This is a genomic window from Phyllobacterium sp. SL163 (assembly GCF_049896885.1).
Lineage (GTDB): Bacteria > Pseudomonadota > Alphaproteobacteria > Rhizobiales > Rhizobiaceae > Phyllobacterium > Phyllobacterium calauticae.
This window is the reverse complement of the sequence record NZ_JAFCVE010000013.1, coordinates 81,631-106,170: the sequence shown is the minus strand read 5'-3', so window position 1 is coordinate 106,170 and position 24,540 is coordinate 81,631. Positions and strand designations below refer to the sequence as shown.

At 58.8% G+C, this 24,540-nt stretch carries 17 protein-coding genes; 9 read left to right on the top strand and 8 right to left on the bottom strand.

Going from position 1 to position 24,540, the window contains the following annotated elements; all coding sequences use genetic code 11:
* Positions 1-576 precede the first annotated feature (576 nt).
* Both ACP7B1_RS23770 and ACP7B1_RS23765 read right to left on the bottom strand, forming a co-directional pair.
* Positions 577-2,358: an ATP-dependent helicase gene (locus ACP7B1_RS23770; RefSeq protein ID WP_426137369.1), complete on the bottom strand. Its 1,782-nt coding sequence runs from the start codon at positions 2,356-2,358 to the stop codon at positions 577-579.
* On the bottom strand, positions 2,351-4,138 hold the full coding sequence (locus ACP7B1_RS23765; protein ID WP_426137368.1) for an ATP-dependent nuclease: 1,788 nt from the start codon (positions 4,136-4,138) through the stop codon (positions 2,351-2,353). Before ACP7B1_RS23765 ends, ACP7B1_RS23770 begins: the two co-directional genes overlap by 8 nt.
* A 103-nt stretch (positions 4,139-4,241) precedes the next feature.
* Here ACP7B1_RS23765 and ACP7B1_RS23760 point away from each other — a divergent pair, with 103 nt between their 5' ends.
* From ACP7B1_RS23760 to ACP7B1_RS23750, 3 genes are read left to right on the top strand one after another with little or no spacing between them, the layout of a single operon-like run.
* Positions 4,242-6,893, top strand: coding sequence for a PD-(D/E)XK nuclease family protein (locus ACP7B1_RS23760; protein ID WP_426137367.1), 2,652 nt, complete (start codon positions 4,242-4,244; stop codon positions 6,891-6,893).
* Positions 6,890-10,303 (top strand): UvrD-helicase domain-containing protein, encoded by a 3,414-nt coding sequence (locus tag ACP7B1_RS23755; RefSeq protein WP_426137366.1) that lies wholly within the window; start codon positions 6,890-6,892, stop codon positions 10,301-10,303. The genes ACP7B1_RS23760 and ACP7B1_RS23755 overlap by 4 nt, the downstream gene beginning before the upstream one ends.
* A complete protein-coding gene (locus ACP7B1_RS23750; RefSeq protein ID WP_426137365.1) occupies positions 10,293-11,192 on the top strand; it encodes an abortive infection family protein in 900 nt (299 codons plus the stop codon). The genes ACP7B1_RS23755 and ACP7B1_RS23750 overlap by 11 nt, the downstream gene beginning before the upstream one ends.
* Before the next feature lie 54 nt (positions 11,193-11,246).
* On the opposite strand, the gene ACP7B1_RS23745 is transcribed toward ACP7B1_RS23750, so the two are convergent.
* From ACP7B1_RS23745 to ACP7B1_RS23735, 3 genes are all read right to left on the bottom strand, one after another.
* Complete coding sequence (locus ACP7B1_RS23745; RefSeq protein WP_426137364.1) at positions 11,247-12,152, bottom strand: DUF4238 domain-containing protein; 906 nt, start codon at positions 12,150-12,152, stop codon at positions 11,247-11,249.
* 8 nt (positions 12,153-12,160) lie between these two features.
* On the bottom strand, positions 12,161-12,802 hold the full coding sequence (locus tag ACP7B1_RS23740; protein ID WP_426137363.1) for a hypothetical protein: 642 nt from the start codon (positions 12,800-12,802) through the stop codon (positions 12,161-12,163).
* 96 nt (positions 12,803-12,898) lie between these two features.
* Positions 12,899-14,050 carry an RHE_PE00001 family protein gene (locus ACP7B1_RS23735; RefSeq protein ID WP_426137375.1) on the bottom strand — a complete coding sequence of 384 codons (1,152 nt, stop codon included), beginning with the start codon at positions 14,048-14,050 and terminating at the stop codon, positions 12,899-12,901.
* Between the two features lie 275 nt (positions 14,051-14,325).
* Between ACP7B1_RS23735 and ACP7B1_RS23730 the strand changes: the two genes are divergently transcribed.
* Positions 14,326-15,252: a recombinase family protein gene (locus ACP7B1_RS23730; protein ID WP_426137362.1), complete on the top strand. Its 927-nt coding sequence runs from the start codon at positions 14,326-14,328 to the stop codon at positions 15,250-15,252.
* A gap of 471 nt (positions 15,253-15,723) precedes the next feature.
* On the opposite strand, the gene repC is transcribed toward ACP7B1_RS23730, so the two are convergent.
* From repC to repA, 3 genes are all read right to left on the bottom strand, one after another.
* Positions 15,724-16,968 carry a plasmid replication protein RepC gene (gene repC, locus ACP7B1_RS23725; protein WP_426137361.1) on the bottom strand — a complete coding sequence of 415 codons (1,245 nt, stop codon included), beginning with the start codon at positions 16,966-16,968 and terminating at the stop codon, positions 15,724-15,726.
* A 156-nt stretch (positions 16,969-17,124) separates the two neighbouring features.
* Entirely contained in the window at positions 17,125-18,120 is a 996-nt protein-coding gene (gene repB, locus ACP7B1_RS23720) for a plasmid partitioning protein RepB (RefSeq protein WP_426137360.1), read from the bottom strand.
* 84 nt (positions 18,121-18,204) lie between these two features.
* Complete coding sequence (gene repA, locus ACP7B1_RS23715; protein ID WP_426137359.1) at positions 18,205-19,395, bottom strand: plasmid partitioning protein RepA; 1,191 nt, start codon at positions 19,393-19,395, stop codon at positions 18,205-18,207.
* 365 nt (positions 19,396-19,760) lie between these two features.
* Here repA and traI point away from each other — a divergent pair, with 365 nt between their 5' ends.
* Genes traI through ACP7B1_RS23690 form a run of 5 tightly spaced genes read left to right on the top strand, consistent with a single transcriptional unit; the run spans position 19,761 to position 24,532 of the window.
* Complete coding sequence (gene traI, locus ACP7B1_RS23710) at positions 19,761-20,399, top strand: acyl-homoserine-lactone synthase TraI (protein ID WP_426137358.1); 639 nt, start codon at positions 19,761-19,763, stop codon at positions 20,397-20,399.
* Entirely contained in the window at positions 20,396-21,367 is a 972-nt protein-coding gene (trbB, locus tag ACP7B1_RS23705) for a P-type conjugative transfer ATPase TrbB (protein ID WP_426137357.1), read from the top strand. Before traI ends, trbB begins: the two co-directional genes overlap by 4 nt.
* The gene (locus tag ACP7B1_RS23700; RefSeq protein ID WP_426137356.1) at positions 21,357-21,761 is read left to right on the top strand and encodes a TrbC/VirB2 family protein; all 405 of its coding nucleotides are present in this window, start codon (positions 21,357-21,359) and stop codon (positions 21,759-21,761) included. Before trbB ends, ACP7B1_RS23700 begins: the two co-directional genes overlap by 11 nt.
* Positions 21,754-22,053: a conjugal transfer protein TrbD gene (locus tag ACP7B1_RS23695; RefSeq protein ID WP_426137355.1), complete on the top strand. Its 300-nt coding sequence runs from the start codon at positions 21,754-21,756 to the stop codon at positions 22,051-22,053. The genes ACP7B1_RS23700 and ACP7B1_RS23695 overlap by 8 nt, the downstream gene beginning before the upstream one ends.
* 10 nt (positions 22,054-22,063) lie before the next feature.
* Positions 22,064-24,532, top strand: a complete 2,469-nt coding sequence (locus tag ACP7B1_RS23690; protein WP_426137354.1) for a conjugal transfer protein TrbE — start codon at positions 22,064-22,066, stop codon at positions 24,530-24,532.
* The last annotated feature ends 8 nt before the right edge of the window (positions 24,533-24,540 follow it).

Below are 24,540 nucleotides of genomic sequence, written 5' to 3'. Positions count from 1 at the left end.
TCTGGAACGAAATTGACCGACCCCTCGAACGCTTCAGGCCAATCCGGGCTAACCGCTTCAATCCAAACAACTTCAAATTCCCTTAGCGTGTATTAATGTAGAAATGCCCACGGAGCCCCAGGATCTATAGCCGCGACGTCGAGCTAACTGATCCGAAGGATCGCAAGCTCGCCCAGGTCTTCCTGTTTCATGGCGAATGGAAAGTGGAGGGACCAATTGCGCTCATGGAAGGTGACCAGATTTCCGGCGTCGAGTTCGTCGCAAACCCGGTCGAGCCGACGCATCAGGGCTGGGAAGGGATCGGCATGGCGAGCCGATTTTCAGCACCTATTACGCCGAGCAGACAATCGACGGCGACCAGGTCATCCAGCTCGACGGGGAACCGGCGCCGGACTGGTTTGCCCCGCTTGCGAAGTGGGATTTCAAGAACAGCAGGCTGCCGTTGCTACTCGGCGTTATTCAACCTTCGCACGGAACGTAGGCGTGCGGGCTTTCGCGGTGCTTGGCGATAATGCCTTCCAGTCCAGGATTGTCAGAACCAAATTCATTTGGCGATTATGAATAATATGCGGCCTGCTACTGTTTCTGGCTCCTTTGGTACAGTTCGAGGACCCACGGGGAGAAGTGCTGCTCCTGAAAGACCAGGCTGAGGTGTTTTTTCGGCCGTGTCACGCCGACATAGAACAAGCGCCTTGCTTCTCGAAGCCCGGCCGGTGTGCGTTTATCCCGATCGCTCGGGAAATCTGTATTGTTGACCCCGTACATGATGACGGCATCGAACTCCCTGCCCTTGGCGCTATGCAGTGTACTGAGGTTAACGCGCCCTGCTCCTTCGATACGCCCCGCGAAGTGCGCCAGCGAAAGATCAAGATCGCACGTCGGATCCGTATTGGCGATCATTTCGTCGCAGACTTGCCATTCTTGTTCGGAATTTCGGGCAACGTCACTCCATGGCGTGATGAGCTCCCGCGATAACCGCTGCAGCCACGCATTCGTAGTCTCCGCGGTCTCGATTGAGGCATTGAGGAACGCCATGAGTTGTGCGGACAGATCTTGCTCTTCGCGCTCGCTGGCGTGACGCCCGAACACGAGCGTGATCGCCTGCGACAAAAGCCGCGCATAGGGGGGATCGGCATCTCGCCATCCGCCAGTTGCCCAGCGCGCGCACTCTTCGATGAAACGCGCAAAGCGCGAGCTTCGCTTGACGAGGGCGTTGGTGTCGGTTCGGACGAAAGGAATGTCGGCATCTTTTAGGGCGACTGCTACCTTGTTGCCGAGCTTCGCAGTTCGATAGAGGACAGCGATCTGCCCGGGCTCGAATCCTTGCTCGAGAAGCTTTGGGATGATCGTGTCGGCAATGACTTCCGCCTGCGAGTCAAGGCCATAGGGCGCCTCCCAGAAGCTCAGATCTCCCTCGGGCGCGCCATCGACGCCACGGTAGTCGCGTTCTTCGCCAAGTGCGCCCAAAGACGCGCGAATAATTTTGCCGCCGGAACGATAGTTGAACCGCAGTTTGATGGTCCGCACATCCGTGCGGCGCGTCAGGCTCGCGAGGAGTTCGGGATTGGCGCCGGCAAAGGCATAGATCGACTGGTCAGCATCGCCAACGGCGAAAAGCCGGGTTCCTCCCTCAAAGCACAAGAGCAGGACGAGTTCATGTAGTGCGTGACCGAGATCCTGATACTCGTCGACGAACAACACCGGAAAACGCGCGCGAAGTGCCTCACGGATCCAGACGTTTTCCTTGATCATGCGATAGGCCAGAAGCGGCATGTCATCGAAATCGAGCAGACCCTGTCGCCGCAGTTCCGCCTCATAGGTCTCGATGAAAGCGGCCAGTTCGGGATTGCGCCGAAGCCATTCAGGACGCGAACGATCGACGTCGCGCTTGCGCTTCTCGGATGCGAACTCCCAACGCTGGTGCGGATTGTCGGTGCCGTTGATGACGTTCCTGTACGCGACCTCCACCGCAGCTCTCGTTTCCAATCGCGTCGCAACCCTGAAGTTCGCAGGAAGGCCGATTGGCACACAGCGGGCATAGGGGCCGATCACTTGGCTCAGCGCAAAGCCGTGCACGGTGCCGATAAAGGCGCGATCTCCAGGAACAACGCCAAGGCGGGCGAGACGGGTTTCGAGTTCGATCGCACACTCGTTATTATAGGTGATGCAGGCGACCCCTCGCGGCTCGATGACGTCCTGCGCCAAAACGCGCGCCATGGCCGTGGTCAAGGTTTTGGTCTTCCCACTTCCGGGACCGGCCAGCACGATGCAATGTCTGGTTTCGGCGACAGCGGCCGACTGTTCCGGGTTCGCCTTAAGCTCGGCTAGGGCCTGAAGAAGCGCGCGCTCGCTAGACATGAGCGACCAATCCAACGACTGCGTTGATTGCACCTTCGATATAGGAAGGCGGCTTGAGGCCTACTGTCTTCTTCGACAGGCGCGCGCCGAGCCGGCCCTTGCCAATGCTTGCGATCATGGCAAGCAATTGTGCGGCATCGACGGCTGCACCGGCCCTCCAGGCGGAGATGCGTCCCGTTCGCACCGATCCAAAGTCCTGCTCGCTCAGGACATCGAGGAGCGGCTGCAGAAGACCGGGTGTATTAGCCACGGACACTTCGAAGGTCTGGTCGTTGAGAAAAACGCCGGATTTTGCTGCGTTCACGCTGAATGCGGCATGGTCCATCGGATCCCACGTTGCCAGTTGCGCAGGCGTCAGGAGTGGCTGGCCACGTACCGCAAGCATATCCTGCCAAAGATCGAGCGTCCGCTTCTTTCCCAGAGGAGGCTTCGTGCCATCGAGGGGATCCCAGTCGGTGATCACGCTGTAGGGAAGCTTCAATGCTTCAGCGAGCTTCACATAAGGGCGGAAGTTGACCCCGCCGACATTGCAGACCGTTATCCCAAGCTCATCCAGCGAATGACCGAGCGAGGAAGCGAAGATGGGCAGGAGTGCCTCCTCCGCGTCGCCTTCGATAAAAATGACGCCTTGGGCGAACAGCAGCTCGGCGCGTGTCGCATTGAGGTAGGTTTCAAGATCGTCGATCTCGTCCGAAGTTACCGGCAGGTTCGCCAGCGAGAATGCCTGGGTCGCCCCCGCCCGCTTCTTCAACTGGACGATTGAGCGCAACGGGGTGACTGCGGCCAAAGTGGGCGAATGGCTGGTGACGATCATCGCCTGCGAAGCATCGACATTGCCAAGCAGCTTCTTGAAGACGGACCGCTGAAGTTGCGGGTGAAGATGTGCCTCGGGCTCCTCAATGCAAAGGAGCGAGAAGTTTCGTTCGTTCTTCTTTCGGCGCCATGAGAATTCGGCGAGTTTCAAGGCCAACAACGCCACGTTGGCGGAGCCAAGACTGGCATCTCCAATCCCACGCTTCCCATTGTCGATGAACATAGCAATCGCTCTAAACACGCGCAGCGGGTCCGTCGGCGCGAATCTCAGTCGAGCATCAATGTCGTGCGTTTTTCCAGAAAGATGGACGATGCCCGCCCGCAACTCGTCTTCCAGTGCCTTGATCGTCGGAAAGGTTTCGAGCGTCTTGGTGGCCTTGTCGAGTTCTGCAGCCACCGCGTCGATGTCCGTGCGGCTGATCCCGGAAACGGCATCCTCGAGCAGAGGACGCAATGGCGAACTGCGCCAGTTCCCCAACTGCCCTTCGGCGTCGCGCAAAGCGTCAAGCAGTTCGATCGCGATGCGTCGGCGGACCCTGCTTGGGAGCGAACGGGTTTCATCGCCACCGCCGAAAACGAGAAACTCACAATCGGCGCTCGACTGTGGAGCGCCAGTGACCTCGACCTTCTTGCGAAAGACGTAGCTGAGTTGCGCGATCATCGGATCGTGAGACGCGCGGAAATCGGTTAGGACCGCGTTCAGGGCCATGTCCGTCGCGAAATCCGAGAGCTCCAAATGCACTTCAATAGGGGCACTGAAATCGGCCGGCCCACCATCCCAGAAGTCGGTCAGCTTCAGCTGTCGGGCCGAGTCAGGTAGGGTTGGATCGAGTATCAGCTGGATTGCGAACAGAAGATTGCTTTTTCCGACTCTATTCTGCCCGAGAAGCACGACATTGCCAGATAGCGGAATATCGATAGATTGAAAGTTCCTAAAATTTCTTATGCTCAACTTGCTTAACCGCATTGCGCCCCCCAGCACCTCAGGCCTTTATCAGCCCGATATTTCAATAGATCGAGAGTCCGGGCAATCATCGAGACTCGGTCGAACAATAGCGTAAAGTATCCAGATGATCACTCGCTCCACCCACGTCGTCGATGGTTTGCTAGCTTTGCGCAGTGCTCGCGCCGCAGCCGCCATGAGTGGTGCCATCGGCCGCGAAATCCTGACGCTTCCCCTTCTCGCCAGTCGTATTGTCGGGGGGTTTACGACGCCCGCGGGGACAGACGTGCTTTACCCGGCGATTCAAGCGGCACTCGCCGCTGGCGGGTTTCAGGATGTTGACGCCATTGCAGATTTGCCAGGCATGCCACGGGCGGTCCTTCAATCGCTCGATTCGGTCTGGCGGACGGACTTGGATTTGGCCTCGCTCGCGCAAGACGCAGCGCGATTCCATGACCTTGCCCTGATTGAGGCGCGAATCCGTAAGAGCTTACCGGCCACCCATCTGCTGCCGCGCGACCTGCGCGACGCGGCCGTCAAACGTGCCGATCACGCCGGCCACCTACTGGGGTCCGTCACGCTTGCGGGAATCGTCGAGGTTGATCCTGTTTGGCGTCCGCTCCTCATTGCGATCACCCCCGTTACCGACCTGTCCTGGGATTTGCCGGAGGGTGTTGAGCAGCCATGGTTTGGCGGCGCGATACGAAAAAGCGCGGCCCCTGGCCCCGCACAGATTTCCGCCGAAGCGAGCGCCGATCCGAAGTCAGAGGTCGTGGAGGCGCTGAGGTGGGCTCGGCGGCTGCTGTCGACGGGCGAGGTCAGGGCACAGGACATCGCAATCGCCGCGACGTCGACGCAAGACTGGGACGACCACTTTCTTGCCTATGCGAGAAGTGCGGCGCTGCCGGTCCATTTTTCGCATGGCGTTCCGGCACTGAGCACAGCGGACGGTCAGACCTGCGCTGCCCTCGCAGATGTCCTTGGCAACGGTCTCACCCAGGAACGCGTCTGGCGTCTAATCCGGCGCCTTCCGGCGCGGCCGTTTTCCAGCTCGATTCCCGAGGACTGGTTCGCTGGCATTCCGAGAGGGGCTGCTCTACGAACGCTCGATCAATGGGGCGAGGCGATGACCGCCGCCAGGCCACGGCGGGCTGCTGCCGAACTCGCCGAGCAAATTCTTCTGCCGATCCTCGAGCTCCTTGCCCGAGGACCAGATGCTGGGAGCGAAGCTGGCAGGCGGCTATTGGGCGGTGCCAGTCTGACGATGTGGGAAGAGGCGTTGCGAAGCGCTCCACCGCACGCAATTGCGCTGTCGCTGCAGTCTTTACGCGTCGCAGATCAACGCGAACCAGCCAACAGCGTTGTGTGGTGTCCGGCATCCCAGTTGGTGTCGTGTCCGCGACCGTTCACACGTCTGCTCGGCTTCACCAGCCGCTCCTGGCCACGTGCGGATCATGACGACCCGCTAATCCCGCATCATATGCTTGATCGCCGCAAGCTGCATCCGGTCAGCACCGCCGAGCGAGATCGCCTTCATTTCGAGATCATAAGAGCACAGACACGCGAGCAACTCGTCTTGTCGCGCGCCCAGAGGAACGCCCGAGGCGGCCAGCTTTCCCCAAGCGTTCTATGGCCCGGCGATTCGGTCGTTCACAAACGCGACCGCGTGCCAGAGCACGCCTTCAGTGCAGCCGACAGGCTGCTGGCGCGCGCACGCGACGCCGGGCAGCTCCCCCATGTGCGGCAGGCTCAGCTCTGTTGGCGGAGTTGGCAGTGGCGGGCGGATCTCACCGCACATGACGGGCTGTCGAATGCCAATCATCCCGCCATCGAGGCGGCACTGGCGCGGGTCCAGTCGACGACCTCGTTGCAGCGCCTGCTGCGCGATCCACTCGGATTTGTTTGGCGATATGCCTTGGGCTGGCGCTCTCCTCGACAAGAATCAGAACCCTTGCAACTTGACCCAACGTCGTTCGGCGAGCTCGTGCACGAGTTAATCAGTGATGCGATCGCAGCGCTCGAACCCGCGCCGGGCTTTGCGCGTGCAAGCGCCGAAGAAATCGAGGCAGCCATCGAAGGCGCTTCAGCTGCTGTCCTCACAGCATGGCCGTTGCAACGGTCCGTTCCGCCGTCGATCCTCTGGCACCATACCGTGAAGGAAGCAGCGCGCAGGACGGCCAGGGGCCTTGCTTCGGACGACCTGGTGCGCTCCGACACGCGAAGCTGGACCGAGGTGCCATTCGGCCAGGTCAATCCACTCGCGAAACAGGCGCCGTGGAACGCCACGCTCGTAGTCCCGATCGAGCCGACCGGCTTGGTCTTCGGCGGCCGGATCGATCGCCTGGATATTCGCGCGACCGGCGATGCCGCGCGGATTACAGACTATAAGAGCATCAAGCCGCCGCCAAAGACCCAACGCATCACGCTTGGACAAGGACGCGAGTTGCAGCGCGTGCTTTACGCGATTGCAGTGCGGGCGCTGCTGCCAGAGGTGAGAGCAGTGGTTGCACGTCTGATTTATCTGGCGGATGAGCCGACAACGTTCGAGCTCAAGGGCGACGATCTCGATGACGCGATCACTCATGCCACAGACTACCTCTCGGCTGCGATGGTAATTTTGCGCAGCGGACGGATCACACCCCGTTGGGAAAAAGACGCTTTCTATGATGACATGCGCCTTGCGCTTCCAGCGGACCGCGAGAGCTATCTTCGTCGGAAAGCCTCCGAATTTCGCGCGGCCAACCAGCAGCTCAACAAGCTCTGGGGGGCCTCAACATGACGCTCGTTGATCAGGACAATCGTTGCCGGGCGATGACAGACTTCGCTTCCATCCTGCTTGTGGAGGCGGCTGCGGGAACTGGAAAGACATCGCTTATGGCAGGGCGCGTCGCGATGATGCTTGCCGCGGGTCATCGACCGGGTGAGATCGCCGCAATCACCTTCACCGAACTGGCGGCAAGCCAACTTGCCTCGCGCATCAAAGAAACGGTAGACGTCCTGCTGGCGGGCGAAGTTCCGGCTTTCTTAAAGGCCGTCATCCCTCTGGGCCTCTCCGAACAACAGCGAAGCGCGCTTGCGATCGCATCGACGCAACTCGACGAGTTGACCGCGACGACCATCCACGGTTTCTGTCAGGCGATCATTCGCAGCCACGGCGTCCAGGCTGGCCTTGATCCCGGCGCTCGCATCGCGGATGCGACCATCGCCGACAATTTGTTTAGGGCAGAATTATCGGCATGGTTCACACGCCGGCTCTCGATTGACGCCTCAGAAGACGATCCGATCGTCGTCTTGGCAGAGCAAATCCCGTTGCAGGTGGTCGACCTCATCCGCGAACTTGCAGGCCTCCGGCGCAAGCATCCGGATGCTCAGCCGATTCCCCCTCCCCGAGACTTGCGGCCAGATATCGACTTCGTCCAGGCGGTGGATGACTTCGAACGATGGAGAGCAAATGTAGAAGGAGGGGCCTGGGCCCAGGAGATTGTACAGGAGCTCGGCAAGCTGGCAACGCGCTACCAAGGCTGTATCGCAGGCGATCCGCATTTCCGGTCCCTTTGGCAGCTTTGCGATCCAGGATCGGGGCGGTTATTTGGACGGAAGGGATTGCAGCTCAAGACATATGATGAGGCCGCCCGGGGCTTTGGCGCTCAAAAGAATGATGTTGGCAACGATACAGGGCGGGCGCTGTACGATGCGGTCAACAACGCCTGGAGCCAGCTCATTGGCTACATCGCGAGCACGCTCGTCTGTTCGCTATCCGGCTCGCTTGACCAACTCCTGGACAGCTACAGCGCCCGCAAGCGCGCCGCTGCAATCTTGGATTTCGACGATCTGATCGTCCACGTTCAGTCCCTGCTGCTCTCACACGAAGAGGTTCGGCAGGCGGTCGGGCGGCGCTATCAGTATATTCTGGTCGACGAATTTCAGGACACAGACCGCGTCCAAAGTGAGATCCTGTTCTTGATCGCTGCGACCGCCGAGCGCCCGACGCACTGGGAGGCCGCGCGGCTGCGTCCCGGAGCGCTTTTCCTTGTCGGCGATCCCAAGCAGGCGATATACGGCTTCCGCGGAGCCGATATAGAAGCCTACGAGCTTTGTAGCCGTCTGGTCCAGGGCCAGGATGGCGGAGTAGTCATCGAGGTGACGGCCAATTTCCGATCGCTTGGCCCGATCATCCATCACGTCAATGCATGCTTCGAGCCGGTCTTTGAGAAGCCTTCGCAGCCCCGATATGTCGCCCTTGCTCCAACACTATCCGATGCGTCCCAGCTACTGCCCTGCGTGGCACGTTCGACGATCGAGATCCCCACCGCCGAGCGCATCTACGCGGAGATGTTTCGGGAAGCCGAAGCGGAGAGGGTCGCGGATATCTGCGCGGCGTTGGTCGGAAACCTGCCCGTTCTGCGGGCCGGCAACAAGCGCACGCCTTTGAAGGCCGGTGACATCGCACTTCTATCACCCGGTCACACGGAGCTCTGGCGTTATGAACGGTCCCTCGAACAGAGAGGCCTCGCGGTCTCATCGCAAGCCGGCCAAACCTTGATGCGACGGCAGGAAACGCAGGATGTCCTGGCACTTGTGAGGGTGCTTGCAGATTCTTCGGATACGTTCGCCTTCGGCGCTTTTATGCGCGGTCCACTGGTTGGGTTGAGCGATCAGGAACTGCTCGACATTACGACTGCCCTCTCTGTCGATGGGACAGGTCAAACCTTCTTCACTGTGCGCACAGATCCAGACTTGGTACAGCATCCGCTGGCCCGGGAAATTCTCATGTTGCTGCAAAGCTTGCGGCGCAAAGCGCCAGTTGCCACTCCGAGCCAGATCCTTGCTGAAGCCATCGAGCGGCTGAACGCCCGCGTCATAATCGCGGCGCGCCATGGCAACCGGAACGCACGGGCTCTCGCCAACCTCGATGCACTCATCGAGAAAGCGCGCAGCTATGGCGTTTCCGGGCTACGCGCCTTCGTTCGGGATCTCCAATCTGACTGGGACCAAAAAGCGAGAGCACCGGAGGGTCGCATCGATCCGACCGAGCATGCGGTCGAGATTGTCACGATCCATAGCGCAAAAGGGCTTGAATGGCCGGTGGTCATTCCGATCAATTCAACGACAGAACTCTATCGGCCGGACCAGTTCGTTCACAGACAATCCGACAATAGCCTGCATTGGATGATCGGTGGTGTCGCGCCCCCGGAACTTGCTGCGGCTCGCGCGGCGGAGAGCCTTGAGGATGCCAATCAGCGCGAGCGAATTTGGTACGTGGCGTGTACGCGGGCTCGCAATCTCCTGATCCTTCCGCATATTCCCCAGGCGTCAAAGGATTCGTGGTTCAGTTCCGTCGACCTGCGTCAGCTTGAAGTCCCAGAGCTGGATCTTTCATCGTTCACACCACTGACCAACCGCGCGGGCGCCTCGCAACCGAATGAACAATCGGCCGAAATCTTTGCGACGGAACAGCGTTTCGTCGAAGATAGCTCGCCGCCTCTTGTGTGGCGCCGACCGAGCGAACATGACGGCGACCGTCTTGGCGATTCTCTTGACGGGGTAGTAACCTTGGACAGCCAGGGGGAGCGTCTCGAAATTGCGGGCGCCGGCGCCCTACGCGGCGTAATCCTACATAAGCTCATGGAGGAGCTCCTCACCGGCGAGCTCTCCGATGATCTGGCAACGAGTACCGCACGCGCTCGCCTCCTGCTCGAGCAGCTTACGCACGACACCGATGATGATCGAATGCGGCCCGATCCTAACGAAATGGCAGCAGCTGCGCTTCGCACGCTTTCCTTGCCTGCAATTGCTGATCTGCGGCCTCGTCTGGTGCCTGAGATACCGGTCTGGTCGGTTGACGGGCACATTCTTCTCGCCGGTCGCGCCGATGCCCTGGCTATCAGCGATCAAGGTATCGACACCGCAATCGACTGGAAATCGGACGTGAACCCAACGTCCGCCGTACGCAAGGCGCACGTTCAACAGCTACGCGACTACATTACGGCGACCCAGGCCAATGGGGGTGCCGTCGTTTACCTCACCAGCGGCGAAATTGTCTGGGTCGAAAATATAAACAGAGAGGTTCTGTCGCCGGAGCCGAGCCACGACCTCAGCCCTCGAATCGAGCAAAGAGCGGAAGCTTCCCAGCCACCAGAACCTCAGGATGGTCGAGATCATATGGTAAGATTCGACAATGCGAATTGATTTATCCGAGCAATCCATCGATGCCCTTGCTGAGATCATTTCTGGGGGATCAGCGAACGGGGCTGAGCCGTCCATCGGTATTTATCGACAGGCCTGGCGGCTTGAAGCTTGGTTCAAAAACTATGGCATCTCGTTCGGAATTGCAGGCGAGAGTCGGCTCCCGGCGACCAAGACCGCGATCCGGGAGGCCAGCTTTATAGACAACGAGGACTTGCTCCGGCGGATTATTGAGGGTGCCGCAGATCCTCGGGATTTTATCAACGACCCCGGTCGCCACGCTGCAGTCGTTGAGCATCTAAACAAGCACCTGTTCTTTGACGGTTTCAAACTTGACCCGACGGGAAGGACGATGCGCCTTATCGCAATAGCCGAGACTGCTGCAGTTACAGGCGAGCTATCCGCCATGGCCGCTGGCATCGACTTCGATACAGTAAGTCGTGATCTTGACCGCGCCTTGCGAGCGGCCGCCACAGATCCCGAGATCGCAGTGACGGCGGCTTGTGCTGTGGTCGAAAGCGTCTGTAGATCGATCCTCGTCGAACTGGACATCGAATTTCCTACGAAGCAGGATATCTCGGGACTCTATCGAGCAGTGCGCGATCCGCTAGGTCTCGACCCCACAAAAGAAGGCGTAGCCGCCGGGATAGTAAATGATGTTAAGGCCGTGCTTTCTGGCCTGGTAACGTCAGTCCAAGGCATAGGTTCTCTTCGCACCCATGTCGGGGGTGCTCATGGCAAAGAAAGGGGGTTTCGTCGCATCGATCCCCGCATTGCAAAGCTTGCAATACATTCGGCGTCCGCAATTGCACTATTCGTCATAGAGACATGGCAGCTGCGGTATCCCGGACGAAAACTTCCTCTGAGTGACGTGTCGGCCGGAACTAGATAGCTGAGCGCTAGCTCCCGGCGACAATGAGCAAGCCAGCCGAAAGTCTGCCGTTTGTCACCCTCTGGCTCTTCGTCTATGGCGTAGCAGATATTGAAAAAGGGTCGTTCGTGGCCGGCTGCCAAAATGCTGGTCTACAAATTCCATCTGCCGATCATCGGTGGCGAACACGAATTTCTTGGCCGCTCCAGCAACACACTTATTGATGTTGGTGACCCACTCTTCCGCTGGCTGCCTCTCGATACGTCCCTGAGTTTCCACATTGTTGACGGCGACGAACACTCGCTTTGGTCCGATGGGGAGAAATATGTACGTATCGGGCTCAGAGAAGTCGAACCATGTGATCAGCGGCCTATCACTTGCCAAAAACTCCGCATTCCCGTTGATCTCTCGCGTGAACCAACGCATGTTGTTGAGCAACTCGCCAATATTTTGATGGTCTATCAGCGTCCGAATAAGGGACGAAGCCCAGCTTGCGAAACTGTTGGGGCTGCGCGCAAGATACTCTTGGAATGTCTCCGGCCAGCCATCCTCCCGATTGGTTGAATAGACTTCCTCCAGATCCGGAATCGCCAACATCCACTCCTCGACCAAACCGCCCTTCAAGGTCTCAATGTCGTCAGGCATCCGCATCATTAGCGACATCAAAAACCGAGACCAGGCGCTGCGGAACTTCGGGTGACGGTTGATAGTGGCGTCGCCTGTCTCAATCATTTTAAGCGCCTGGCTCGCGAGGGAGTCCAAGGGCGACATGAAATCCGACTCGAGCACCTGAGCCTTGTCTGGCGGCGCTTCTGGATCTGAATACAACTCATCTTCTCCGCCAGACTGAGTAGGATAGACCCATTTTGCTACGATCTTATCCCTTGGTTTAGAGAAACGGCGGAGCCGTCGATCGTTTATCGCCCAACGAGACTGGTAGAACGACGGGAGATAATGGTGGTACTTCGGAATGTTCTGCATGTGTTGACCTAGATCACCAATTCCATAGGGATGCCGAATCCGACCGACATTGCCTGTCGGGCCATGCCAGAATCCTCCACCGCGAAGCCATGCTTTTTAAAGGTGGAGATCAGCGGATTGTTGGCCGATGTTAGGGTGATCTTCTCTGCGCCAATATCCTTAGCGATCATTTCCGCATTTGCGAGCATCCTGCCAAACAAACGTAAACTATTGTGTGATTGATCTTCGTGGCCTTCAAATTGTGCCCTCACACTTTCGGGGTTGAGGAGCTGCACATCTGCAATATGCAGCCGATTGGGAAAGAGATGTGCGATGAGCAATTGTATTTTTGGCTCAGCGGTGGGAGCAGTAGGAACAGTTGCATACTGATAGCTGATGTCGAAGACCATTTTGCGGTTCAGGGCTCGGCTGACATACTTCAGTAGGTTTGGCTCGCCGCGATCAACAAGGTCTCCCAAGCTGTTTGGCGCAATATTGAAATGACCGGAAATCATAGCGGCATGCCAAGCCGTCAGCCCCAACTCGAACATCGCCATGCCTTTTAGGCGAATGATTTGGGCAAGGTTCCTCATGCCAAGGGTAGTGAATTCCGCACTCGGGATTTTTTCCAAGATTTCAGCAATCGGAAAAACGCCATCAAGTTTGCTCATGCCGATTTCTCCGAGTTCATAATAATTAACATTCCGATTCGAGTAGTCAGATCTTTGCCACGAGATCCGCACGAGCTCGATTGCTCCTAAGCCGCATCATAGCACCCCCCACGCTCGAAACCTTCCCCTCCCCGTCATCTCGCGCAAACCCAGCTCCTCGACGATCCGCAGCGCCGCCCGCCGCGTGACGGCAAGCTCCTTCGCGATCATGCCGGCCGACACCAGCGGCCGCGAGATCACCAGCTCGATCAGCTCCGGCAGTTTTGACGATGTGCGTTTCCCAACCAGCTTTCGCTCCATCATTGTTCGCGCCAGCGCCAGGCGATCATGTTCCTTCAGGCCGAGCTCTGCGGCGGCGATGATGCCGCCGAGAATGGCCAGCAACCGGGTTTCGCGATCGCGATGCCGGCGGCGATCGACGGGGACGGCTTTCAGGCCGAGGTTGATCGCCGCGAGATGCGCGCCGGTGGTGATGCCGGCCTGGCGCAGGAGTGAGGCGGACAGCAGCCGGCCAAGCCAAGGCGCATGCTGCAGAACCGACATTTCATTCCAAGCATCGACGGCGACCACCGGCTGCAGCACTGCGGGTAGGTCTTGCGTCTGCCGCAACACGCAGCGCCACTCTTCAAGACGCTCGTCCTCGTCCCAGTCAAGATCATAGACCAGCGGATCCTTTTCCCGGGAACCGACGCGGTTCGGCGTCTTCGCTTCTGCGATCGCTGCTTCGGATCGGGCGAGTACCGCATCGATGGCGGCAAACTCGGCGTCGAGCAGGCTGCCACCACCATCGCCTTCCGGCCCCTCCCCTGCTCCAGTGTCGTCGACACCCGGCTCGGCGCCGTTCGTCGTGGCGCCATCGGCGTCTTGCACCGTAGTGGACACGCCGGCGACGAAGCCGTGCCCGCGGAGGCTGCGGAGGCCTTCGGGGCTGAGCGCCCAGCCAGATGACTGAGAGGCGATGCGCCGACGGGTGCGCAAAACATCGCGAGCGATTGTCAGCTCGTGGGTCGGCGTGCGAATATCCTTTGTGGCGTCATGTAGGACGAGGTCTTCGAGATGGACGAGCTCGCCGTCGATCCACAGCGAGGCGCAGGCGTCGGTAAAGTGCGACCGTTGGACAAAACCCTCGCCGACAGGCGAACGAGCGATGCGCTCGTCCAGGCGGGTCAACACTGAGCCCGCGTCCGAAATCGGCCGCAGCAAGCTTGAAATGGGTAATCTGGCGAGATCATAAGACATTGAAATTATGGTAAATGATTTGTCAAACGGACACCAGTGCATAGTTAGTGTCCGTCACTGCATGGTTCTGTGGGTTGAGGCTCTAACCATCGATAAGTACCCGTATCGCATTGAACAAGCGCCACGCTCAAAAAGCTTTCAGCGCAGTAAATCCCTTATTTTTCCGGCGCTTCAGTCTAAATCGATATCGAGAAAGCCGCTCTAGAGACGTTTACAAACGATCGTTTATCCGTACCTTCTGCATTTGGAAAAACGGCTTATCGCCGGTCTGAAAGGCGCTCCAAATGGCTCGTGACGCTCAAAACCGCTCTTCTCGTCAGCCTCAGGGCCGCCTGATCGGCTATGCGCGCGTTTCGACCGACGAGCAGGCAACGGAAGCCCAGGAGATCGAACTCCGCTCGGCGGGCTGCGACGACATCGTTCAGGAGCACGGTTCCGGCGCCTCGCGGGCACGCCCTGCGCTTTCAAAACTGCTTCGGGAAATCAGCGCTGGCGACACGCTTGTTGTCGTGCGGCTCGACCGCCTGGCACGGTCCGTCGGACATCTTCTCGAGGTGATCGAGGATCTGACTGCGCGGAAAGCGCATTTTCGCTCGCTGCACGATCCAATTGACACGACGACGCCGCAAGGGATGTTTTCGCTTCAGGTGCTCGGGGCCGTCGCGCAGCTCGAACGGGCGCTCATTTCCGAGCGAACCAAGGCAGGCATCAAGGCCGCGAAAGCGAAGGGGCGACTGCCCGGCAACCCTGGTATCCGGGAAAAGCGCCCGGATGCGCTAGCCAAGATGGTCGCGATGCAGAAAGCCGCTTATGGCTATCGCATCCAAGCTTCGGCTGACCAATGGCTTCCGACAGTTCGGCGTATGCGTCCGGATCACACCTGGGACGACATTGCCCGCTTATTGAACCAGCGGGGCCTTAGGTGGACGCCAGAGCGCCTTCGTCGTGCCGTCAAGTGGATGGTCACCGACCATATGGCCGACCCGGCGCTGCTTCGCAAGTCCCCTCCCCGCCCGCCTGAGGATCGCTTGATGACGCTGGTAGCCAGTATTCATTCGTCTAACCCAGCCTTAACGTTACGAGAAATCGCACTCCAGCTTGAAAGGTTGCACGAGCGTACCCCTCGCGGCAGCTTGAAATGGTCACCCTCCTCCGTCAAGAACCTTATCGACCGTGCCCTTAAATCGGGTTTGATCGCCAATACCAGATAACCTATCCGCACTTATCGCATTTCGGCCGCGGCAGATTCTTCAAAATCGTGTCCGTCACTTCAAGACGATCTCCAGTTTCAAACCATGTGGTTGGGCACTGTTGCATAGCTGGCCGCGCATCTGAACCTGAGCCCGCGCCGGATGCTGTTCCATCTTCGCTCTACTGGAACACTGCGCCATAGCACCATAAAGTTCGGCCGGCGTGAACAGCATTCCGGTATTTTCCGATCCTCCACTTACGTTCAATCGGTGGCTTTTCGCCACATGGCATCGAACTGCTTTAGGCTCAGCTGCTTTCCATTTGCCTTCCACATTGAAGACCCGACCGATGTATTCGACTTGAAAATCAATAACTCTCTGTATCGAAAGAAGAAATCACGAAAAAAAACGGCTGACAAGTTACTCCTGTTTCGATGTCGCATGCGTAACCGGATTTTCCAATACTCAGTCGTCGACCGCGAAGTGCCGGCATTAGGCCGTTCTTCGCTTTCCACTATCATTCGCCTTCATAAGAGCCATCAACATCGGCCCGAGCGAAAACTCCCCTCGCTGAGACCGCCTGGTCAGGTCCCGCAGATAACCGCCAGCAGAAGTTATGAAATTCGACCGTTCAAGAATGCAAGCGATCGCAACGGCAGCATTTTCCGGACCCATCGCACTGCAAGCCTCTTCATAGGCTGACGGGCTGACAGCCAGCATCGAACGCACGACGACGGCCGCTTTCATTAATTCTCGCCAGTGCTCAATGCGGCCACCAGGGCCGTAATCCGCTATCTGCGGGCAAGCGCGTAAAACCATTCCGAGCGGGAACGCTTTGATTGGTTGAGGCTTCGCCCCCGCCCTTTTCAACGACATACTTGTCGGCTGAATATCTTCCACCGCGCTTTCGCCCTGCTTTTTGTCAGAGCTAGGTTCAAGTTCATTGATGGATTCGGTATTTGAATTCTGTATGTGGCAGGCATTTTGACTGTCATTGCCATGCATATTTTCAGTTTTTAGCTGCATTTCCAGGATATTGAGAACCTCTTCGCGCAGTAGTTCCATTTCGTCGAGCGTGATCTCCACCTGCATCCGGTCAGGACGGCGCGGAAGGCGAGAAAGAATACCGACGTAGGCAGCTTCGACCTGCTCCCAGTTGCCTGTAGCTCCCTCTTCCACGGCAACCGAGATCAGCTTGCGCACATCACGACGGCAAATCGTGAGGGCTTCCTTCGCTCTACGGAAACGAGCGTGTTCGGCGGCGACGTCCTGCGCCATCAGTGATAGCTCCATGGCTCGGGCCAGCAGAGGTGTCAGGTCAAATCCGTAGGCCTGCTCGACCTCGCCCTCGCGGTTACGATGCGCATACCGTTTGCCGTTAGGGCTATCGCGCCGCAGAATAAGGCCTGCATCGACAAGTGCCGCGAGTTGTCGGCGCAGTGTCGTCTCGGTGATCCCGTGGGCCCGCACGGATAGCTGGGCGTTGGATGGGAAAACGACCAATCCCTGGCTGGGATCGAGCTCCGCATGAGGGTGAAAAGTCAGCAGAGCATCAAGGACTGCAAGTGCCCGGTCCTGGATTCCCAGGCGCTCCCGTGCCTGACACACGTCACGAAACACTTTCCACTTTTCGATACGCGTGCCCGCCTGCGGATTCTCGATCGCCATCTGGCTCCTGACCAGGGCGAGCGACATCGGCCGCCGCCCAAAGGGCGTCGTCACATGTCCCGTTTGCATTTTTCTTTCACCTTGCTTTAGGCAAAAGAAATCCGCTCACCAAATCGGCGCCAAGACTCTTGACTGTGATTCCGGGAAATGCGATTCTCGATCCTGCTAGAGATGACGAGAGAGGCTTCCACGGTTCGCCGTTCGGGGGCCTTTTTCTTTTGCGGTTCAGTCTCCGTTTGTTTCAGTTTTCGATCCTTTGTACTCTTCGTACAAACGACCCATGTGAGAAGACAGCCATTCGCTGAAAGGCTTGGCTTCAACATTCGTAAGCTCGATAGCAACTTTCTTTGCCTTTGGATTCATCACCACGTTCAGGGAACGATCGTCCGAGATCCAGTCCCGGATGGGGACATCTGCCTTCGGCTTCTTCGCGGCTGACTTCGACTTGTATCGCTTCAGGTAGTCGTGGAGCGCATCGAAACGTTCGCTTTCAGGAAGCTTCTGGAGTTCGCCGGATTTCGAATACTCCACGGCCACCTTTGACAGGGCAGGGGCAAGCACCAGTTGGCGAAGGCTCAGCCACCGGTCTCGCCCGATTTTCTTGGATGCGCCGAGTGCCGTGATAACTGATGCCGGCACCGCTTCGGCAACTGACAGCATCTTAGAGAGCATCGCCTCGTCTATCGCAAGTGACGACCGGACAATGTCCTTCGTCATTCCGGATGCAATCAAGTTCTGGGCGAAATAAGCGCGCTCTATGAACGACAGGTTCGAACGGGCCGCGTTTTCCTGCCCCTGCACAATTGCCGAAGTCGCGTCGTCGAGCTTTTTGACGATCGCTTTGACGGGAACTCCAAGCTCACGTGCGACCCTCAGGCGACGATGCCCGAACACGACCATGTATCGCTTGGCGTCTGTCGAACTCGGGCGGACTAGGATAGGTGTCGACTGTCCTGATTCCTTGATCGCCTGGAGCAACTCGTGGAATTCTTCTCCACCGTCAGACAGGCGGTCGGCTACGAAGGAACCGTCGATCAGTTGCGGATCAAGGTCCACGATCACCTCGCCTTCCATGAGCTTCTTGGTGCTCTCGGCCATGTCCTCAATGGAGCGGACAACCGTCTTTGCCGCTCCCGTCATACCGTAACCCGGTTTGGTCGGAGTTTGGTTCGCCGATATCGCCGCAATATCAAGCTTCGCAAACGGATTTTCACGAGACATGACTGCCCTCCGATCGTGCTGTCAAAGGCGACAAACCATTGAGTTGACTGCGCAAAATGATAAAAAAACCGGCTGACAAGTATCTCATTTTCGCCCCCAGACACCGTGGATGAGCTCAACGATCTCCGCGTTGGCCGCGTTCAGACTCTCTATGGCTCTATCGTAAGTCGCGCGGACAAACTCGCCCCGCTCGACCTCGTATAAAGTTTGCTTCTTGATCGACGCATCAGAAATCGCTGTCGACTTCAGCACGTGGTTTCTCAGCATTTGCTGTGCAAACATCGACTGCATGAACCCGACCATCTGAGCCTGCGGAATGTCTGTCGGTTCAAATCGCGTGATGAGGTATCGGAACCATTGAACGCGCATCTCGGCGCCGGCCTCGGCGACCGGCCCCATGATCCCGCCGAGCATCATCAGAAACTGGCTCATCGACATGATGTCCAGCATCTGAGGATGGATAGTGATGAGAATCCCGGTCGACGCCATCAGCGCGGTGATCGTCAGGTAGCCAAGCTGAGGCGGGCAATCGATAACGACCACATCATACTTGTCTTCAACCTGCTTCAGAGCGCTGGCTATCCGCATGTAGAACAGTCTGCCGTCTTCACCCTTCTTGGAGGAAATTGCGAGCGGCACGTCATATTCGTATTCCTGGAGAACCAGGTTTGCTGGCACGACGTCAAGTCCCGGAATGTTGGTCGGCTGGATGACGTCACTGATTGACTTTCGCTCGTCATCGAAGCGAAGAGCCTCATAGAGAGACGCCGTATCATCAAGCTCTGGCTGGATCCCGAATAGAGAAGTGAGTGATGCCTGGGGATCGAGGTCCACCGCGAGCACGCGGTGGCCGGTGAGGGCGAGATATTGAGCCAGATGCGCGGCCGTTGTGGTCTTGCCGCTACCGCCCTTGAAGTTGACGACCGACACGACCTGCATCGGCTCGCCCTCTCGGCGCTTGGGGACATAAAATCTCTTGTCGGATTTCTTGTTGGCCTCAAGATAATCACGAAGCTGCAGCATCTGATCGGCCGTATAGTAGCGGCGTCCCCCAATCGATTCGATCTCCGGACCTTTCCCGTCGGCATGAAGCTGCCTGAGATGGGTCTGGGTTACGCCGATGAGGTCAGCAACCTCCGCAAGCTGGAATTTGCGCAGCCCCTTGCGGGCGTCAGGCGGGTATTGCTGGCTGCGCAACATGTGCAACGCACTTGAGATTTTCGCCCCCTGCTGGGCGATCTCAATATCAAATCTGTTGGCCGACATATTGCTCATTTCGCGAACTATTTCCCGGAGGTCGTCACTTTCGAAAAAATGGCTGGAACGCCATCATTTGCGAAACTATCTCCCGATTCCCAGCGAGTCGCAAGACATTTAAGGTTAACAAGAAGTTAACGCTCTCTCTTCGAATTCTGCAGTCACTCCGATTCATTCATACAGATCCATGACTTAGACAAACTATCTGGCTCGCGATGCTTATCCGGAAACTGCAGCCAATGAGTTTGATCCACACTTCCCTCGATTCAATAGTTGGCACTAAACCCCGATTCGATGCCAACGCGTAGGTGCAGATCTGCATATAGCCACACGCGATTCGTGATGATTTCTGTGTGACCGGGTTCGATTCTCGGAGTTGAAGCATGCACATCACAGTCGTCTCGCCGGATCAGTATCAGCAGCAACAGGCCTTGCTCGTGCAGATGCATCGGCTTCGTGCCAAGGTCTTCGGATCGCGCATGGGTTGGGAAGTTTTCGTCGAAGGCGGGGAGGAGCGTGATTGCTATGACGCGCTCGGACCGTCGTACGTTCTGGCTGTCGATGGCAACCAAAGCGTAATGGGCTGCGCTCGTCTATTGCCCGCCATGGGTCCGACCATGCTCGCGGACACGTTTCCGCAGCTGCTCGTAGACGGCGCGCTAGCCGCCAATCCTGCGATGGTCGAAAGCTCGCGCTTTTGCGTCGACACCAGCTTGGAAGCGGGCAGGGGAGGGGGCCAGCTCCACCTTGCGACACTCACCATGTTCACAGGCATCGTTGAATGGTCGATAGCCAATGGCTACAGCGAGATCGTGACGGCGACCGATCTTCGTTTCGAACGCATCCTGAAGCGCGCCGGCTGGCCGATGACGCGCCTCGGTGAACCGACACCCATTGGCGACACGCAAGCAGTCGCCGGAAGCTTGCCTGCGGATCAGCCAAGCTTCGACCGACTGCGGCCAATTGGATACCGCTCCGACATCGTTCCGACGGCGAACGCCGCGACGCGGAGAGTGGCGTGACCCAGTTGCTCTCCCATTCCCGCCTCGTTCGCAAACTCCAGGACGCACTCGGCGATCGGCTGTGTGTCGCGCTCGACGATGCCAGCGTTGTCGAGATCATGTTGAACCCGGATGGCCGCTTGTTCATCGAACGGCTAGGCCACGGGATCGCACCCGCCGGTGAAATGACTTCGGCGGCCGCCGAAGTGGTCATCGGCAGCGTTGCCCACGCGCTTCAGTCAGAAGCCGATCACGAGCAGCCAATCATATCGGGCGAGCTGCCGATCGGCGGCCACCGTTTCGAGGGCCTGCTTCCGCCCGTCGTCTCTGCACCGACCTTCACCATTCGTCGCCGTGCCTCGCGCCTCATCCCGCTCGACGACTACGTCAAGGCCAAGGTGATGACCGAAGCGCAGGCTTCCGTGCTCAGGAGCGCCATCGCCAACCGTTTGAACATTGTTATCTCCGGCGGCACAGGCTCGGGCAAGACCACGCTCGCCAACGCTGTCATCGCCGAGATCGTCGCGACGGCGCCCGAAGACCGCATGGTGATCCTCGAGGACACGGCCGAGATCCAGTGCATCGCAGAAAACGCTGTGTCGCTTCACACCAGCGACAGCGTCGACATGGCGAGGCTTCTGAAAAGCACGATGCGCCTGCGACCCGACCGCATCATCGTCGGAGAAGTCCGCGATGGCGCCGCTCTCACTCTCCTGAAGGCCTGGAACACTGGTCACCCGGGCGGGGTGACGACGGTGCATTCGAACACGGCCATGTCTGCCTTGCGCCGCCTCGAGCAATTGACGGCGGAAGCAAGCCAGCAGCCGATGCACGAGGTGATCGGCGAGGCCGTCGATCTCGTCGTCTCGATCGAGCGGGCCGGTCGCGGCCGGCGTGTGCGCGACGTCATTAACGTCGAGGGATTCAAAGCCGGAGCCTATCAGACCGAACATTATGCCCAGATCGATGAGGATAGCCATGCAGCGTAAGCATCATCACGTACTTACCAGCGCCATCGCCTTTACCGCGGCCATCGTTATGACGGCGCCGGCGCTCGCATCGTCGGGCGGTGGCGGACTGCCGTGGGAGTCGCCGCTTCAGCAGATCCAGCAGTCGATTACGGGCCCGGTGGCCGGCTTCATCGCGCTAGCGGCTGTGGCGATCGCAGGCGGCATGCTGATCTTCGGCGGTGAACTCAACGATTTCGCGCGACGGCTTTGCTACATCGCACTGGTTGGCGGCGTTCTGCTCGGCGCGACCCAGATCGTCGGCCTGTTCGGCGCGACCGGCGCCACGATCGGGAGCATCGAACCAGCGGGCCGCACTCATTTCATCGCACAATCTGACTTCTCTTCGAGGGCAGGGGAGGGGGCTCATGGCTGACCGCGGCTCCAACCTCGCTCGTTCCCGGATCCATCGCGCCCTCTCACGCCCCAATCTATTGATGGGGGCCGACCGGGAGCTGGTGCTCCTGAGCGGCCTTGCTGCCATCATTCTGATCTTCGTCGTACTCACCTGGTATGCGGCGATCTTCGGCCTGGCGCTCTGGCTCGTCGCCATCGCTGCCCTTCGGATGATGGCAAAATCCGATCCGCTGATGCGGCGCGTCTATCTGCGGCATGTCTCTTACAAGTCCGCGTACCGGGCGACCTCGACGCCCTGGCGGCGTTATTGAGGGCGACGATATGGTAGCCTTGAAGCAATTCCGGCAGTCCGGTCCCTCGTTTGCCGATCTCGTTCCCTATGCCGGCCTGGTCGACAACGGCATCATGCTCCTGAAAGACGGGAGCCTGATGGCCGGTTGGTACTTTGCCGGTCCGGACAGCGAGAGTTCGACCGACGCGGAGCGCAACGAGGTCAGTCGTCAGATCAACGCGATCCTATCACGCCTTGGCTCCGGCTGGATGATCCAGGTCGAGGCGGCTCGCGTGCCGACGACCGACTATGCGACAGAAGAGGATTGCCATTTTCCGGACCCGGTCACACGCGCCATCGATACCGAGCGGCGGGCGCATTTCGAGCGGGAGAGAGGGCATTTCGAAAGCCGGCATGCCCTGATCTTGACTTGGCGTCCGCCGGAGCCGCGGCGCTCTGGCCTGACCCGCTATGTTTATGCCGATGCGGGCAGTCGATCAGCAACCTACGCAGAGAGCGCACTCGATAGCTTTCGAACGTCGATCCGCGAAGTCGAACAGTATCTCGCAAACGTCGTGACGATCCGGCGGATGGTGACCGAGGAGACGGAGGAGCGCGGCGGCTTTCGCGTCGCGCGCTACGACGAACTCTTCCAGTTCATCCGCTTCTGCGTCACCGGCGAGAACCATCCCGTGCGCCTGCCGGAAATTCCCATGTATCTCGACTGGCTGGTTACAGCTGAACTGCAGCACGGGCTGACGCCCACCATCGAGAACCGCTTCCTCGGTGTCGTGGCGATCGATGGTCTCCCGGCCGAAAGCTGGCCGGGCATCCTCAATTCTCTCGATCTCATGCCGCTCACCTACCGCTGGTCGAGCCGCTTTGTCTTTCTCGATGAACAGGAAGCACGGGTGCGGCTGGAGCGCACAAGAAAGAAATGGCAGCAGAAAGTCCGGCCCTTTTTCGATCAGTTATTTCAGACGCAAAGCCGCTCGCTTGATAAGGATGCCATGATGATGGTGGCGGAATCCGAGGACGCTATCGCGGAAGCCGCCTCACAACTCGTGTCCTATGGCTATTACACGCCGGTCATCGTCCTCTTCGACGACGAGCAGCTGCGTCTCCAGGAAAAGTGCGAGGCGATCCGCCGGTTGATCCAGGCGGAAGGCTTTGGCGCGCGGATCGAAACCTTGAATGCGACGGATGCCTTTCTCGGCAGTCTGCCGGGTGTCTCCTACGCAAACATCCGCGAACCACTCATCAACACCCGCAATCTTGCCGACCTTGTACCGCTGAACTCGGTGTGGTCGGGGAGCCCGGTGGCGCCGTGCCCGTTTTATCCGGCCGGCTCGCCGCCGCTGATGCAGGTCGCCAGCGGCTCGACACCGTTCCGATTGAACCTGCATGTCGATGACGTCGGCCATACGCTGATCTTTGGGCCGACGGGCTCGGGCAAGTCGACGCTGCTGGCGCTGATCGCCGCGCAGTTCCGCCGCTATGAAGACGCTCAACTCGTCGCCTTCGACAAGGGTCGGTCAATGCTGCCACTAACGCTTGCTGTCGGTGGCGATCACTACGAGATCGGCGGCGATGGAAACGGAGAAGGCGAGGGGAGCTCACCGCGACTCGCCTTCTGCCCGCTTTCGGAACTGTCGACCGATGGCGATCGGGCCTGGGCCACCGAGTGGCTGGAGACACTTGTCGCGCTGCAGGGCGTCACTGTAACGCCGGATCATCGCAACGCGATTTCAAAGCAGATTGCGCTCATGGCGCAGTCGCGCGGGCGGTCACTGTCGGATTTCGTGAGCGGCGTGCAGATGCGAGAGATCAAGGATGCGCTCCATCATTACACCGTCGATGGGCCGATGGGCCAACTTCTCGATGCCGAGGAGGACGGGCTGACGCTCGGCGCCTTCCAGTGCTTCGAGGTCGAAGAGCTCATGAACATGGGCGAGCGCAATCTCGTGCCGGTTCTTACCTATTTGTTTCGCCGAGTCGAAAAACGGCTCACCGGTGCGCCGAGCCTCATAATACTCGACGAGGCGTGGCTGATGCTCGGCCATCCGCTGTTCCGAGACAAGATCCGCGAATGGCTGAAGGTGCTGCGCAAGGCCAATTGCGCCGTCGTGCTCGCGACCCAGTCAATTTCGGACGCGGAGCGCTCGGGCATCATCGATGTGCTGAAAGAAAGCTGCCCGACGAAGATCTGCCTGCCGAACGGGGCGGCACGCGAACCGGGCACCCGCGAGTTCTACGAGCGCATCGGCTTCAACGAGCGACAGATCGAGATCGTCGCGACCGCATTGCCGAAGCGCGAATATTACGTCGCCTCGCCAGACGGACGACGCCTGTTTGACATGGCGCTGGGTCCTGTCGCGCTCTCCTTCGTCGGTGCTTCCGGCAAGGAAGATCTGAAACGCATCAGGACGCTCGTCTCCGAACACGGCAACGATTGGCCGCCTCACTGGCTGCAACAAAGAGGGATTGCTCATGCGGATAGTCTTCTTCAGAACCTGTGAATTACGGT

Excerpts from the sequence above, each read along its gene's own strand:
- ACP7B1_RS23770 (WP_426137369.1), bottom strand. The coding sequence starts at position 2,358 with ATGTCTAGCGAGCGCGCGCTTCTTCAGGCCCTAGCCGAGCTTAAGGCG.
- ACP7B1_RS23765 (WP_426137368.1), bottom strand. The coding sequence starts at position 4,138 with ATGCGGTTAAGCAAGTTGAGCATAAGAAATTTTAGGAACTTTCAATCT.
- ACP7B1_RS23760 (WP_426137367.1), top strand. The coding sequence starts at position 4,242 with ATGATCACTCGCTCCACCCACGTCGTCGATGGTTTGCTAGCTTTGCGC.
- ACP7B1_RS23755 (WP_426137366.1), top strand. The coding sequence starts at position 6,890 with ATGACGCTCGTTGATCAGGACAATCGTTGCCGGGCGATGACAGACTTC.
- ACP7B1_RS23750 (WP_426137365.1), top strand. The coding sequence starts at position 10,293 with ATGCGAATTGATTTATCCGAGCAATCCATCGATGCCCTTGCTGAGATC.
- ACP7B1_RS23745 (WP_426137364.1), bottom strand. The coding sequence starts at position 12,152 with ATGCAGAACATTCCGAAGTACCACCATTATCTCCCGTCGTTCTACCAG.
- ACP7B1_RS23740 (WP_426137363.1), bottom strand. The coding sequence starts at position 12,802 with ATGAGCAAACTTGATGGCGTTTTTCCGATTGCTGAAATCTTGGAAAAA.
- ACP7B1_RS23730 (WP_426137362.1), top strand. The coding sequence starts at position 14,326 with ATGGCTCGTGACGCTCAAAACCGCTCTTCTCGTCAGCCTCAGGGCCGC.
- repC (WP_426137361.1), bottom strand. The coding sequence starts at position 16,968 with ATGCAAACGGGACATGTGACGACGCCCTTTGGGCGGCGGCCGATGTCG.
- repB (WP_426137360.1), bottom strand. The coding sequence starts at position 18,120 with ATGTCTCGTGAAAATCCGTTTGCGAAGCTTGATATTGCGGCGATATCG.
- repA (WP_426137359.1), bottom strand. The coding sequence starts at position 19,395 with ATGAGCAATATGTCGGCCAACAGATTTGATATTGAGATCGCCCAGCAG.
- traI (WP_426137358.1), top strand. The coding sequence starts at position 19,761 with ATGCACATCACAGTCGTCTCGCCGGATCAGTATCAGCAGCAACAGGCC.
- ACP7B1_RS23700 (WP_426137356.1), top strand. The coding sequence starts at position 21,357 with ATGCAGCGTAAGCATCATCACGTACTTACCAGCGCCATCGCCTTTACC.
- ACP7B1_RS23695 (WP_426137355.1), top strand. The coding sequence starts at position 21,754 with ATGGCTGACCGCGGCTCCAACCTCGCTCGTTCCCGGATCCATCGCGCC.
- ACP7B1_RS23690 (WP_426137354.1), top strand. The coding sequence starts at position 22,064 with ATGGTAGCCTTGAAGCAATTCCGGCAGTCCGGTCCCTCGTTTGCCGAT.